Here is a 12,461-nt window from a genome sequence, read left to right as displayed (position 1 = left end):
CCCCGAGCGTGCCGGTCAGTGTCAGCGTGTTCGTGCCGTCGGGGAACGTGTGCCCCTCTTTCGCCGTCGCTGTCACGGAGTAGTCCGCCGGACCGATCGTCGCGGACGGCGTCTGCCATGCGGCGTTCTGAACGTCGCCGAGCACGAGGGTTCCGGCCTTGCCGCACGCAGCGGGTGTCGTGCTGAGTTCGGCCTTGGCATCGGTCGGTACAACGGGCGGCGCCAGAGAGGCGCAGACAACGCTGTCGCCCGAGAAGGTGCGGTCGTAGGCATTGTCGACCGAGTCGATCACCACTTCGTAGTGGTGCGCGACGGTCTTGTCGTCGAAGCCGTAGCTGCCGGTGAAGCCGGCCCCGAAAGCCGAGTCGGCGACGGTCTCGTCGTCGATCGACACGGTGATCGAATTCGGTTTCGCGTTGTCGTTGCTCGTCGAGTAGTTCGCGAGCGCGACGGTCAAGGTCGTGCAGGTCGAATCGACTTCTGGGGTGTGGGCGCTGGCCGCGGTGGCGGATGCGAGGGCGATGCCGGTGCCGCCGAGTGCGATCAGGGCGAGACTGGCTGTAATGCGAGTTGTTCTCATTTTCACGGGTCTGGGTGTCCTCCGGTTGTGACCCGTCGGACTATCCGGCGGGATCCGTCTGCCTACGGATCCCCCGAATGGGGGGAGCGAGGCGCACCCCAAGGATTCGGACTCATGCTGAGAATAGATTGAATCTCACTTTTTTATGAGCAAATGTCAGTCAAGACCTTGTAAATAGTGAGGATTTATTGATAATGGGCGTTGCGACTCGAGATATCACGGAATCAGCGAGATTCTCGTGTCGTTGAGTTCGGCCGCGTCGCCCTGCCAGAGCCGCACGACAGCCTGGCCGAGCGCATCCACGTCGGTGAAGCGGGCAAAGGCCTCGGCGGGATTGTCGCGACGCATGTCGGCGTCGACGAATGCCATGATCGAGAAGCGAACCGCGGCCGCGCGCTGTGCGGAGGGCTCGGTCTTGTGTCGAGCTTGCTCCCGGGCGAAACCGTCGGCCACCGAACGCACCCAGCTCTCGGCGGCCGCCTTCGCGGCCCCGTAGCTCGCGCCGCCAGCCGTCGGCCGCTCTACCACGCTCGACGAGACGATGGCCAGACGGCCCGCCTCACTCGCCACGAGGGCGTCGAAGAAAGCGCGCGAGGTATTGCGCAGAGTAGTGAATCCCGCCTCCATCGCGGCCCAGTCGTCGTCGCTCTGGGCGGCGATGCCCGCAGCGCCGCGCCATCCGCCGACGAGATGGATCAGCCCGTCGACCGAGCCGTACTGCTGCACCGCCGCATCCGCGAGTTCGGTGACCGCGGCCAGCTTCGACAGGTCGCACACCCGTGTCGCGGCTCCCTGAACCGAGCGCTCGAATGCACTGAGCCTCTCGACGTTCGAGCCCACGGCGACGACCCGGGCCCCAGCGCCGACCAGCGCCCGAGCGGTGGCGACCCCTGAAGAACTCGTCGCCCCCGCAACGACAACGACTCGCCCGACGACGCTCATGCCCGACCCTTCTGTAGGTACCGCGGTGGGTACTGCTAGCTGTGCGAGGTGCCCGTGATGCCCTCGGTCGACAGGATCACCACTCCGATCTTCTTCGAGAGCGCCTCGTAGAACATCGAGAGGGGAAACTCGTCGTCGAGGATCGCGTCGGTCAGTGCGCGGGGCGGGCCGTCGAGGGGAAGGGCCTGCGGCCCCTGAGCCCAGACGGATGCCGGGTTCGGCGTGACCGTCTCGGTGACCAGCTCGTAGGCGGCAAGCCAGTGCGCCACCTTGGGGCGGTCGATCGATCGCCAGTACAACTCGTCGATCCGCTGTCCGAGGGCGAGCACGCAGTCGGCGACCTCGGTCCAGTCGATGGTGAGCTTCGTATCGGTCCAGTGCAGCACGTGGTGCTGGTGCAGCCACGCGAACAGCAGCTGGCCGCCGAGCCCGTCGTAGTTGCGCACCCGCGACCCGGTGAGCGCGAAGCGGAAGATGCGGTCGAACAGCACCGCGTACTGCACGAGCCGGGCGTGCTCGAGAAGGTGTGCATCGGCATCCGACAGCTCATTCTCGGCCAACGCCTCGATACGGTGCTGGATGCGCACCGACTCGCGAAAGGCGGTGAGGTCGCAGCGCAACTCCTCGAGCGAGTAGAGGAAGTAGGGCATGCGCTGCTTGATCATGAACGGGTCGAATGGAAGGTCGCCGCGCATGTGGGTGCGGTCGTGGATGAGGTCCCACATCACGAAGGTGCGCTCGGCGAGCGCCTGGTCGGTGAGCAGGCGTGCCGCGTCCTCCGGCAGGTCGAGCCTTGTGGTTTCTGCCGCTGCGCGCACCACGGTGCGAAAGCGTGCGGCCTCGCGGTCGGCGAAGATGGCGCCCCAGGTGAACCTCGGAACACTGCGGGTGGCGACCGTCCCGGGAAACAGCACGGCCGAGTTCGTGTCGTAGCCGGGGGTGAAGTCGACGAAGCGGATGGGCACGAACAGTGCGTTCGAGTAGTCGCCGGTCTCGAGCTCGGCCACGAACTCGGGCCAGATCACCTCGATCAGCACCGCCTCGACGAGCCGCGAGGCAGAGCCGTTCTGCGTGGTCATGGCGAAGACGACGAGGTGCCGGAGGCCGTTCTCACGGTGCTCTTCGGGGTGGAAGGCCACGAGCGAGTCGAGGAAGTCGGGCACTCCGAAGCCATCGGCCACCCAGCGGGCGAAGTCGCGGCGCACGGCGTCGTGGTACTCGGCGTCGTGCGGAAACGCGGGCGAGAGTGCGGCGATGGATGCCGAGATCACGGCGACGAGTTCGGCCGCCTGGCCGTGCGCCGCCGCCTCGGGCACCGATCCGTCTGCGATCTGCAGCCCCTGCAGCTCGGTGGCTGCGGCCTTGAGGCGTGTCCAGGCAGCAGAGGTCTCGACCAGCGACGCGTCTTCGACGACCTCGGGTTCGTCGCCGATCGCGGGAACGACGTACTGACTGGTCGTAGTGCTGGGCATGGGGGAACCTCCGATCCAAGACGGGGCGTGCGCGACACGGTCTGTGCCGTCTCTCGAGGCTACGGTCGATCCGGCTGTGGTTTCGTGTTCGCTGCATCGATTTGCTGCGGCGACTGACGCTCGTCGAGCACAAAAGCCGCACGCCACGCACGATTGCGCATCTGTCTGCGCCGGTGCGCCACCGTTTAGGATGAACGGCATGAGCCAGACGCCGCCCAATCAGCCCCCCGTGCCGTACCAGAACCCGACTCCGCCCTATGGCGGGTACCAGGGGGGTGGCTACTCGCCCGTTCAGGAGCCGCGCTACAACGTGCTCGCCATCGTCTCCCTCGTGTCGGCCTTCTTCATCTCGCTGGTCGCCGTCATCACCGGTCACATGGCGCTGGGGCAGATCAAGCGAACAGGCGAAAAGGGCCGCGGACTCGCCATCGCGGGCCTCGTAATCGGCTACATCGGCATCGTCGGAAGCATCATCTCGATCATCGCGCTCGTCGTGATGTCTGTGCTCGGCATCGGGTTCTTCGCCGCCGTGGCGAACGACTACGACCCCGGCGACTACAGCTACACCTCCGACCCGTACACCTCCGACCCCGACGTCTCGACCACGTCGCCCGACGTGCTGGGCGGCGACCTCACCTTCGAAGCGGGCAACGACCTCGACCCCGATTCGCTCGCCCAGTTCTCCGACCCGTTCATCATCGACTCGGAGTGGACGGTGTCGAGCCCCGACGACGGCAACGGCAGCTGGTCGTATCTCGATCCGTCGGGCCTCTGCACCGTGTCGTTCTACCAGGGCGCGCTCAGCGCCAGCACGGTGACGACAGCCGGAGACGATCGGTCGACCACGGCCAGCTTTCTGGCCGACGTGCTGACGACAGACCAGAAGACCATCGAAGACAAAATGAGCGACGGCACCATCTCATACAACTTCGAGGGTGCGGGAACCGTGGACACCCTGCTGCTGCAGGGCACAGACGATGACGGCTCGAACTGGAAGCTGGCGGCACGCGGATTCGGCGTGCTCGGCAGCGGCCTCTACGTCGACGTCACCTGCACCCCGGGCGGAGACGTCGAATCCGTCTACGACACCGTCACGACGAGGGCGGCCATCACTGTCTTCTGATCAGGGTGATCCGGTTCGACACACAATCCGGCCCGGTCGTCCGATACGAATACCGCCCATGAGTCTCCTGCAGCAGAATCCTGCCGATTCCACGTTCGGCCTCGGGGGCGACGAGCCCTACGCCAGGGCGCTGCGGCACGATGCCCGCGGCCGGCTCGAGCTGCACGAGGCCACCCCGGGCATCGCGGGATCGGCCGCCGGCGTCGACCTCGATTTCGACAAATGGAACGCCGACGCAGACGAAGTCGATCGTTCGCTGCTGCGGCACGCCCGCGGTCCGGTGCTCGACATCGGATGCGGGCCCGGCCGCATGGTGCGGGCCGCCGGCGAGCTCGGCCTCATGGCCCTGGGGTTGGATGTCTCTCCCGACGTCGTCGAGCTGGCCCGCCGCGGCGGAATGGCCGTGGCCCTGGGATCCGTCTTCGACCGGGTTCCCGCGGAGGGAACCTGGCGCACAGCGCTGCTGATCGACGGCAACGTCGGAATCGGGGGAGACGTCGCCGCGCTGCTCTCCCGCTGCGGAGAGATCGTCGCCGAGTCAGCCACGCTGATCGTCGAAGTGCACCCCGACGACGACCGCGACCACTCCTACAACGCCACTCTCGTCGACGCGGAGGGCTCGCAGAGCGCCGCCTTTCCGTGGGCCGAAGTGGGCCTCACCCGCCTGCGCGAGGTGGCCCAGGCATCCGGATTCGCCGTCGACAGCGCCTTCACTGCCGGCGGCCGACGTTTCTGCAGCTTGACCCGCGCCTGAGCTCAGCCCGCAGGGCCTAAGAGCACCGCCAGCATGGCGGCGGCGCCGCCCACGATGAACAGCATCGTTCCGAGCTGCATGGTGCGGGTCTTGTTGCGGTCGGAGGTCGGAACGTCGACCTCGAGGATCGGGCAGCCCGACCATCCGATGAGTCCGATGCTCACGGCGACCAGGCCCGACCCGATCCACCACAACAGCGCGAGACCCTTAGCCAGGAGCGCCGGTCGCCAGCCACTCGACAGCAGCAGGCCGAGGGTGATCGCCGATGCCCCGACGGCGGCGACGAACCAGATGGTTCCTGTCCACATGATGCGCTGGACGTTCTTCTCGGGGGACATCAGATCGTGGGTCACAAGAACATCTTTCACCTGCGCGGGGCGCAAAACAAATTGATTCGAGGCAACTACCGCCGAGGGGCCGAGCGAAAACTACTTCGTGTCTCCGTCTTCGTCTTCGTCGACCTCGCCGTACTCCTCGAGAATCTCGAGAGCCTCTTCATCGAGGTCGTCGGGCTGATGACCGGCCGCATGGCGCACGGCGTGACGGCCCAAGACGAGCAGCTCCCGCGTCTCCATGGCATCCGCCAGCTCGTCGCGATCGAGGTCGTCGGCGTCATTGATGACCTTGGTCACCATCTCGATGCCCATGTCGAACCAGCGCTCGGCGTTGCGCGCATCGCCGGCCGAGTCGTAGCTGTCGCCGACGAACGAGTAGACCATGGGATCTTCGGGCTTCTCTGCACGCAGGGCCTTGGCGAGGTCGTTGGCCTCGGCCTCTTGGCCCGTGCGCAGCAAGCCCTCGATGAGATAGACGCGCTTGTCGGGAGCAGCGTCGCCGGGCGCATCCTGTGCTTCACGGGCGGCCTCATAGGCACGCAGGGGAAGAAGAGCATCGTAGAAACTCTCGGATGCCGCGATGAACAGCGCGGCGGGCGTCACGTCGTCGTCGTAGAACGTCTCGGGATCGCGCGCGGCGGCGAGGAACTCCTCGGCGACGACGAGCGCCTTCTCGGGGTCGTCGGCTTCGAAGCTGGATTCGTCGATGTAGTCCCAGGTCACGGTCTTAGGCATGTAAGCCACCTTAACGCCCCGAGCCCGCCAGCTAGCATGGGAGCGATATGCACACGAGCCCGCCGCCCTCCAGTACACCGGCGCACTTCCTTCCCCACCTGCAGGGGCTCCGCGCGATCGCCGTGCTGCTCGTGGTGGTCTACCACTTCTGGCCCGGACGGCTGCAGGGCGGCTACATCGGCGTCGACGTCTTCTTCGTCATCTCGGGATTTCTCATCACGGGGCAGCTCGCCCGCGAACTCGAGAAGACGGGCCGCCTCGCCCTGCCCGCCTTCTACGCCAAAAGGGTGCGCCGGCTACTGCCCGCCGCCGTAACCGTGCTCGTCTTCTCGGCGCTGGCGACCCTGTTCATCCTTCCGCTGTCGAGTCTCGGCGAGAACCTGCGCGAGATCCTCGCGTCGACCTTCTACGTCGAGAACTGGGCGCTCGCGGCCAACTCGGTCGACTACCTCGCCGCCGCCAACGAGGCCACGCTCGTGCAGCACTACTGGTCGCTGTCGCTCGAGGAGCAGTTCTACCTGATCTGGCCACTGATGCTGCTCGGCGCCTCCTGGCTCGCCGTGAGGCTCGGGTCGAGCAGGCGCTGGAACGCTCTGTTCGGGGTCGTCGTGGCCGTCAGCATCCTGTCTCTCGCGTTCTCCATCGTCTACACGCAGACCAACCCGGCGCAGGCCTACTTCGTCACGTTCACCCGCATGTGGGAGTTCGGTGCGGGTGCCGTGCTCGCGCTGCTGCCGCGCCTGCGGCCCACGAGGGCCTGGCTGTCGAACGTTCTGGGCTATGGCGGCATCGCCATCGTGCTCGGATGCGGCTACTTCTACGACAAGGCCACGCCGTTCCCGGGTTACGCGGCCGTGCTGCCCGTCGTCGGAACGATGGCGATCATCCTGGCCTCGCACCGCGCGCGCTGGTACGACGCGGGCAGCGTGCTGAGCATGCGTCCCGTGAGCTTCGTCGGCGACATCTCGTACTCGCTCTACCTCTGGCACTGGCCGCTCATCATCATCGCCCCGTTCGTGCCGGGCTGGGGCCTCTCCACGATCAACCGCCTCGTTCTGTTCGTGCTCTGCTTCGTGATCGCGTGGCTCACCAAGAAGTTCATCGAAGATCCGACGCGCGCGTTCACACCGCTCGTGCGGCGCAAACCCCGGGCGACCTTCGCGGCGATGCTCGCGGCCATGGCCGTGGTCACCCTCGTCGTCGGTGTCACGAGCGCCGTTCAGCAGCCCAAGTACGACGCTGCGGCGGCCCAGCTGCGCACCACGCTCGAGACGCCGCCCGACTGCTTCGGCGCGGCATCCGGCCTCACAGACGGGCTGTCGCCCATCGATTTCTGTTCGAACCCGAAGCTCGAGGGCCAGATCATTCCCAGCCCCGGATTCGGCAACGCCGACCGTCCCCAGCACCCCGAGTGCCTGGTCACCCTCAACGACTCGACTCTGACGAGCTGCGAGTTCGGCGACACGGATTCGGGTGGCACAGGGTCGGATGCCGCGCCCCGGGTCGCGATCATCGGCGACAGCCACGCCTATTCGCTGCTCGACCCGCTCATCCAGCTCGCCGAGACGAACGGCTGGCAGCTCACCACCTACCTCAAGGGCGCCTGCCCGTGGAGCACGACGCCGATTGCCGGCGGCGACGCCTTCGCCGCGTCCTGCGCCGATTGGCGTTCCCATCTCGACGACGAGCTCGCGTCGGTGGCGCCCTACGACGTGATCTTCACCGCCGCACTCGCCGACCACGCTCTGGATGCCGAAGGCTCGGCCGCCGCCGCCGAGACCGCTGGATTCGTGGACGCCTGGACGCCCCAGCTGTCGCAGGGGGCACCCGTGGTCACCCTCGTCGACAACCCGTCGTGGGAGACCGACCCGAACAAGTGCCTGCGCATCTCCGACGCATCGGTCTGCACCGAATCTCGCGAAGACGGCCTCGGCGAGGTCGACCCCCTCGCCTCGGCAGCGAGCGGACTATCGGCCGGCGGGGCAGACGTGACCCTTCTCGACTTCTCGGAGACGTACTGCGACTCGTCTCAGTGCTTCCCGGTCATCGGCGGAGCCAACGTGTACCGCGACCAGGACCACCTGACGCGCACGTTCGCGTTCACCCTCGCCCCCTTCATCGAGAGCGTGATCGAAGCCGCCCTCGCTCGATCGACTGCTCGCTAGGCCAACTGATTCACTGCCTTCTCGAACGGGCCACGCCGAATCGGATTTTCGCCAGCTCGCTGTGCGCAGAGAGGGCCTGGGTTCAGCGCCGAGGGCCGGTGAAGATGGTGTGTCCCCAGCTCGCCATCGAGTAGTCATCCATCGCGGAGGAGGGAGCGTCGGGCCAGCGACGTCGGCCCCGGATTCCGAGCTAATGATCAGCGCAACTCGCGTCGCCGTGCAGAGGGGGCGAGCTCGCTGATGCCATAGCTGTCGTCTTCAGGATTGATGGTGACGCCGGGCACGACGATCTCGTCGATGCGGTCGAGCACATCGTCGGTGAGGTGGATGCCCGCGGCGGGCAACTGGGATTCGAGCTGCTCCATGGTGCGCGGCCCGATGATGGCAGACGTCACGCCGGGGTGGCGGATGACGAATGCGATGGCTAGCTCGATCAGGGTGACGCCGGCGTCGTCGGCTACCCGCGCGAGTTGGTCGACCGCGTCGAGCTTCCTCTGGTTCGCGGGCGTCGACAGGTCGAAGCGGGCCGCGAGGCGTTTCCGAGCGTGCGAGGCGACAACGGGTTCGTTGCCGTTCTTGCGGTACTTGCCCGAAAGCCAGCCACCAGTGAGAGGGCTGTAGGTCAGGCTGCCCACGCCGTGGCGCTGCAGGGCGGGAAACACGTCGTTCTCGGCACCGCGAACGATCATCGAGTAGGGCGGCTGCTCGGTGACGAAGCGCTCGAGGTTGCGATCGCGGGAGGCCCACTGGGCTTCCACGATCTGGCTGCCGGAATACGACGACGAGCCGATGTACCGCACCTTGCCCTGACGTACGAGGTCTGTGAGGGCGCCGAGAGTCTCCTCGACGTCCATCTCCGCATCCGGCCGGTGCACCTGATAGAGGTCGATGTAGTCGGTGCGGAGCCGGCGCAGTGAGTTCTCGACCTCGCGCATGATCCATTTACGCGACCCGCCGCTCTCGTTGGGTTTGTCGCTCATCGGCACGAAGAATTTGGTCGCGAGCACGACGTCGTCGCGGCGACCTTCGAGGGCCTTGCCGACGATCTCTTCCGAGCCGCCCTCGGAGTAGATATCCGCAGTGTCGACGAGGTTGATGCCCGCGTCGAGGGCGCGGTGGATGATCCGGATCGAGTCATCGACGTCGTCGTTGCCCCAGGGGCCGAACATCATGGTGCCCAGCGCGAGGGGACTGACTTTCAGACCGGTACGGCCGATAAGACGGTAGTCCATAAGGGTCGTCCCTTCGTCAGCGCTGGTCGGCGGGCCGGAGCAGGATCTCGTTGATGGCGAGGTGGCGCGGCCGTGCAAGCGTGAAGGCGATGACCTCCGCAATGTCCTCGGGTGTGACGGTGGCGTTGCCGTACATCTCACCGATGGCCTGCTTCGTCTGCGCGTGGGTGATGTGGTCCGGCAGCTCGGTGGCGACCACGCCCGGTTCGATGAGGGTGACCCGAATGTCGGGCAGGAGCTCCTGTCGAAGGGACTCCGACCAGCCGTTGATGCCCCACTTGGTCGCGGCGTAGACGCCGTTGCCGGCACGGGCGGTGCGCCCGGCGACGGAAGAGATGGTGATGATGTCACCGGCACCACCGGTCTTCAGCTGCTCGAGGAATACCTCGGTCGTGGTGATGGCACCCAGCAGGTTGACCTCGATCATCTGCCGGTAGTCGTCGCGCTGCTCGGCCGAGAACGGCCCGAGCAGCATGACGCCGGCGTTGTTGACGAGGATGTCGGCGCCGCCGAGCTCGGTCTGGACCCGCTCAGCGGCAGCGACGAGTGAGTCGCGGTCGGTGACATCGGCCGGGATCGCGAGGGCCTGCTCTCCGAGCTCGACTGCCAGCGCCTCGAGACGATCGGTCCGGCGTGCCAGCAGCACGACCGTGTCGCCGGCGGAGTGCAAAGCCCGGGCGGTCGCCTCGCCGATGCCGGACGAGGCGCCGGTGATGACGGCGACCCGGGAGGGCGTGCTCATTCTCCGGCCTCGGGGATGGGCTTGCCGAAGTTGTCGAGGGTGATGAACTCGGGCTCCGGGCCGCCGCGGGTGCCGGTGTCGAGATCATCGATCGCGGCGAGCTGGTCGGGCGTGAGTTCGAAGTCGAAAACGTCGAAGTTCTCGGCGATGCGGGTGGCCTTGGTCGACTTGGGGATGACCGATCGGCCCTCCTGGATGCCCCAGCGGAGCATGACCTGCGCAGCAGACTTGCCGTGCGTCTCCGCGATGGCGAGGAGGGCGGGGTCTTCGAGGGCGCTCTTGTCGGAGTCGCGGTAGTGAGTGATACCCCCGATGGGTGACCAGGCCTGGGTGAGGATGCCGTGCGCGGCGTTCGCGGCCTGCAGTTCCTTCTGCTGGAAGTACGGGTGCAGTTCGATCTGGTTCACGGCCGGCACGACGGTGGTCTCGGCGAGGAGCTTCTCGAGGTGCTCGGGCATGAAGTTGCTGACGCCGATGGCGCGCACCTTGCCTTCGGCGAAGAGCGTTTCGAGTGCCTTGTACGCCTCGATAGTGAGGTCGAACCGGCTTGGCAGAGCCTGATGCAGGATGAACAGGTCGATCGTGTCGACGCCGAGCTTGCCGGCGCTCTTCTCGAACGCGTGCAGGGTGGCGTCGTAGCCGTAGTCGCTGATCCACACCTTCGTCTCGATGAGGACCTCGTCGCGAGGCACGCCGGAGCGGCGGATGCCCTCGCCGACCTGCTGCTCGTTGCCATAGGCAGCCGCTGTGTCGATGTGGCGGTATCCGGCGCGGAGCGCGGCCTCGACGGCATCGGTGGTCTCATCGGGAGGGGTCTGGAAGACGCCGAGGCCGATCGTGGGGAGTTGTACTCCGTTGTTCAGGGTGAGGAGGGGGACAGTCATGATGATGCTTCTTCCTGTTTCGGTTGTGGTGCAGCTTGGAGGGTTGCGCGAGGTCAGGCCGTGGCCTGTTCTTTGATCTGGGCCAGTGCGTCCATAAACCCCTGGGAGCATCCGGTCGACCCGGCGAGCCGGTCGACCGCGATCTCGTCGATGCTTCGGCCGACGACGGCTGCGGGCAGGGCTTCGGCGAAACGCTGCTGGTAGCCCAGCGAGGTCTCGTCCTCGGCCGGCGTGGTGATCTCCACTCCGGTGACCACGTCGACGGCGATGGTAAGAGTCACGTCATGGTGGGAGGGGAGGCCGCCGTACCAACCGGTCGCGGCGTATTCACCGTCTGCATAAACGGTTTCGCGCGCCGCAGAATCGGAGGCAGGGATGGGCACCGGAGTGTCCTCCGGTGAGGACGTGGCGGTAGCAGACGGTGCCGGGATGGTCCGCCGCGAGTCGGGTGTGCTGCTGGTCGGCCCGGCAGTCGGGCTGCACGCCGCGAGGCCCGTGCTGAGCGCGACAACCCCGAAGCCCAGCGCGGCGCGGGTGAGGAACGTCGGGCGCATGGTCATTCCTTTCTCACCGGCGGTTGGAGGGTCGGGGCGGCTGGTTCCGCGCTCCAACTCGACAAAAGCCGGAGGGCGTCAGCTGTCGCGGAGCCTGGCTCGGCGCCATAGACGATGAGCATCTGTCCGGGGTCGGCGGGAAGCTCCATGGCCTCGAAGGTGAGGTGCAGCTCCCCGACGACCGGATGGCGGAGGTCTTTGAATCCGGTGTCGTGGTATCGCACGTCGTGGGCCTTCCACACAGTGCGGAACTCGGCACTGCCTCGGTTGAGGTCGTCGATCAGGGTGGTGACGCCGGCGTCGAACGGGTCTCTTCCGAGTTCGGTGCGGAGGTTCGCGACCGTGTCGGCAGCAGCCTTGGACCAGTCGGCGAAGAAGTCGCGCCCCGCGGGGTCGAGGAACAGGAACCGGGCGGTGTTCGGCGTTCCGTCGGAGGCTGCGTCGTAGAGAGGAGCGAAAACGGCCCGGCCGAGCGCGTTCGCTGCAATGAGGTCACGGTCGTTGGTCGCCACGAAAGCCGGGGCATCCGAGAGCCCGTCGACGACGCGCTGCACTGAGGCGCGCACCGCACGAAGGGCCGGGCGACGGCGCATACGGATGGCCGGCGCGGTACCGGTGAGATGGAATAGATGCTCGCGCTCCGAGGGCGTGAGTTGCAGCGCCCGGGCGACGGCGTCAAGAACGCTCGCGGACACGGCCCCCACGGTGCCGCGTTCGAGCTTGGTGTAGTAATCGACGCTCACCCCGGCGAGCATGGCGACCTCTTCGCGGCGCAGGCCCTTCACCCGGCGGTTGCCGCCGTATGCGGGCAGGTTGGCCTGCTCCGGGGTTATCTTCGCGCGGCGGGTGCTGAGAAACTCACGCAGCTCGATTCGGTTGTCCATGGCCGCAACGCTACGCCGTGCCTGAGTCGGCAGGGAGGCTCTGCGCGTACCTGTTTCAG

General features: G+C 66.7%; 12 protein-coding genes and 1 pseudogene. 3 read left to right on the top strand and 10 right to left on the bottom strand.

Going from position 1 to position 12,461, the window contains the following annotated elements; genetic code table 11:
- From ACE5CZ_RS14025 to ACE5CZ_RS14015, 3 genes and pseudogenes are all read right to left on the bottom strand, one after another.
- Positions 1-580: pseudogene (locus ACE5CZ_RS14025) on the bottom strand (hypothetical protein); the annotation flags it as partial.
- Positions 581-796: 216 nt separating this feature from the next.
- On the bottom strand, positions 797-1,522 hold the full coding sequence (locus ACE5CZ_RS14020) for an SDR family NAD(P)-dependent oxidoreductase (protein WP_374947952.1): 726 nt from the start codon (positions 1,520-1,522) through the stop codon (positions 797-799).
- Positions 1,523-1,557: 35 nt separating this feature from the next.
- On the bottom strand, positions 1,558-2,994 hold the full coding sequence (locus tag ACE5CZ_RS14015; RefSeq protein ID WP_374947951.1) for a DUF6421 family protein: 1,437 nt from the start codon (positions 2,992-2,994) through the stop codon (positions 1,558-1,560).
- Between the two features lie 199 nt (positions 2,995-3,193).
- Here ACE5CZ_RS14015 and ACE5CZ_RS14010 point away from each other — a divergent pair, with 199 nt between their 5' ends.
- Complete coding sequence (locus ACE5CZ_RS14010) at positions 3,194-4,117, top strand: DUF4190 domain-containing protein (RefSeq protein ID WP_374947950.1); 924 nt, start codon at positions 3,194-3,196, stop codon at positions 4,115-4,117.
- 58 nt (positions 4,118-4,175) lie between these two features.
- Complete coding sequence (locus ACE5CZ_RS14005; protein WP_374947949.1) at positions 4,176-4,871, top strand: methyltransferase domain-containing protein; 696 nt, start codon at positions 4,176-4,178, stop codon at positions 4,869-4,871.
- Positions 4,872-4,873: 2 nt separating this feature from the next.
- Here the strand turns inward: ACE5CZ_RS14005 and ACE5CZ_RS14000 are convergent, their stop codons facing one another.
- Both ACE5CZ_RS14000 and ACE5CZ_RS13995 read right to left on the bottom strand, forming a co-directional pair.
- Complete coding sequence (locus ACE5CZ_RS14000) at positions 4,874-5,224, bottom strand: hypothetical protein (RefSeq protein ID WP_374947948.1); 351 nt, start codon at positions 5,222-5,224, stop codon at positions 4,874-4,876.
- 75 nt (positions 5,225-5,299) lie between these two features.
- Positions 5,300-5,941 (bottom strand): hypothetical protein, encoded by a 642-nt coding sequence (locus ACE5CZ_RS13995; RefSeq protein ID WP_374947947.1) that lies wholly within the window; start codon positions 5,939-5,941, stop codon positions 5,300-5,302.
- Between the two features lie 47 nt (positions 5,942-5,988).
- Between ACE5CZ_RS13995 and ACE5CZ_RS13990 the strand changes: the two genes are divergently transcribed.
- Positions 5,989-8,106, top strand: coding sequence for an acyltransferase family protein (locus tag ACE5CZ_RS13990; RefSeq protein WP_374947946.1), 2,118 nt, complete (start codon positions 5,989-5,991; stop codon positions 8,104-8,106).
- Between the two features lie 197 nt (positions 8,107-8,303).
- Here ACE5CZ_RS13990 and ACE5CZ_RS13985 read toward each other — a convergent pair whose 3' ends face one another.
- The 5 genes from ACE5CZ_RS13985 to ACE5CZ_RS13965 are packed head-to-tail and all read right to left on the bottom strand — an operon-like array spanning position 8,304 to position 12,402.
- A complete protein-coding gene (locus ACE5CZ_RS13985) occupies positions 8,304-9,338 on the bottom strand; it encodes an aldo/keto reductase (protein WP_374947945.1) in 1,035 nt (344 codons plus the stop codon).
- 16 nt (positions 9,339-9,354) lie between these two features.
- Complete coding sequence (locus ACE5CZ_RS13980; RefSeq protein ID WP_374947944.1) at positions 9,355-10,080, bottom strand: SDR family oxidoreductase; 726 nt, start codon at positions 10,078-10,080, stop codon at positions 9,355-9,357.
- The gene (locus tag ACE5CZ_RS13975) at positions 10,077-10,964 is read right to left on the bottom strand and encodes an aldo/keto reductase (RefSeq protein ID WP_374947943.1); all 888 of its coding nucleotides are present in this window, start codon (positions 10,962-10,964) and stop codon (positions 10,077-10,079) included. Before ACE5CZ_RS13975 ends, ACE5CZ_RS13980 begins: the two co-directional genes overlap by 4 nt.
- A 53-nt stretch (positions 10,965-11,017) precedes the next feature.
- Positions 11,018-11,518, bottom strand: coding sequence for a hypothetical protein (locus ACE5CZ_RS13970; RefSeq protein WP_374947942.1), 501 nt, complete (start codon positions 11,516-11,518; stop codon positions 11,018-11,020).
- 2 nt (positions 11,519-11,520) lie between these two features.
- The gene (locus ACE5CZ_RS13965) at positions 11,521-12,402 is read right to left on the bottom strand and encodes a helix-turn-helix domain-containing protein (protein WP_374947941.1); all 882 of its coding nucleotides are present in this window, start codon (positions 12,400-12,402) and stop codon (positions 11,521-11,523) included.
- Between the last annotated feature and the right edge of the window lie 59 nt (positions 12,403-12,461).

Source organism: Agreia sp., assembly GCF_964263775.1.
Lineage (GTDB): Bacteria > Actinomycetota > Actinomycetes > Actinomycetales > Microbacteriaceae > Agreia.
This window is presented reverse-complemented; position numbering and strand designations above follow the sequence as displayed.

What these genes read in the sequence shown, in the direction of transcription:
- ACE5CZ_RS14005 (WP_374947949.1), top strand. Translation starts at nt 4,176, where the DNA reads ATGAGTCTCCTGCAGCAGAATCCTGCCGATTCCACGTTCGGCCTCGGG.
- ACE5CZ_RS13980 (WP_374947944.1), bottom strand. Translation starts at nt 10,080, where the DNA reads ATGAGCACGCCCTCCCGGGTCGCCGTCATCACCGGCGCCTCGTCCGGC.
- ACE5CZ_RS14010 (WP_374947950.1), top strand. Translation starts at nt 3,194, where the DNA reads ATGAGCCAGACGCCGCCCAATCAGCCCCCCGTGCCGTACCAGAACCCG.
- ACE5CZ_RS13985 (WP_374947945.1), bottom strand. Translation starts at nt 9,338, where the DNA reads ATGGACTACCGTCTTATCGGCCGTACCGGTCTGAAAGTCAGTCCCCTC.
- ACE5CZ_RS14020 (WP_374947952.1), bottom strand. Translation starts at nt 1,522, where the DNA reads ATGAGCGTCGTCGGGCGAGTCGTTGTCGTTGCGGGGGCGACGAGTTCT.
- ACE5CZ_RS13965 (WP_374947941.1), bottom strand. Translation starts at nt 12,402, where the DNA reads ATGGACAACCGAATCGAGCTGCGTGAGTTTCTCAGCACCCGCCGCGCG.
- ACE5CZ_RS13970 (WP_374947942.1), bottom strand. Translation starts at nt 11,518, where the DNA reads ATGCGCCCGACGTTCCTCACCCGCGCCGCGCTGGGCTTCGGGGTTGTC.
- ACE5CZ_RS13995 (WP_374947947.1), bottom strand. Translation starts at nt 5,941, where the DNA reads ATGCCTAAGACCGTGACCTGGGACTACATCGACGAATCCAGCTTCGAA.
- ACE5CZ_RS13975 (WP_374947943.1), bottom strand. Translation starts at nt 10,964, where the DNA reads ATGACTGTCCCCCTCCTCACCCTGAACAACGGAGTACAACTCCCCACG.
- ACE5CZ_RS14015 (WP_374947951.1), bottom strand. Translation starts at nt 2,994, where the DNA reads ATGCCCAGCACTACGACCAGTCAGTACGTCGTTCCCGCGATCGGCGAC.
- ACE5CZ_RS13990 (WP_374947946.1), top strand. Translation starts at nt 5,989, where the DNA reads ATGCACACGAGCCCGCCGCCCTCCAGTACACCGGCGCACTTCCTTCCC.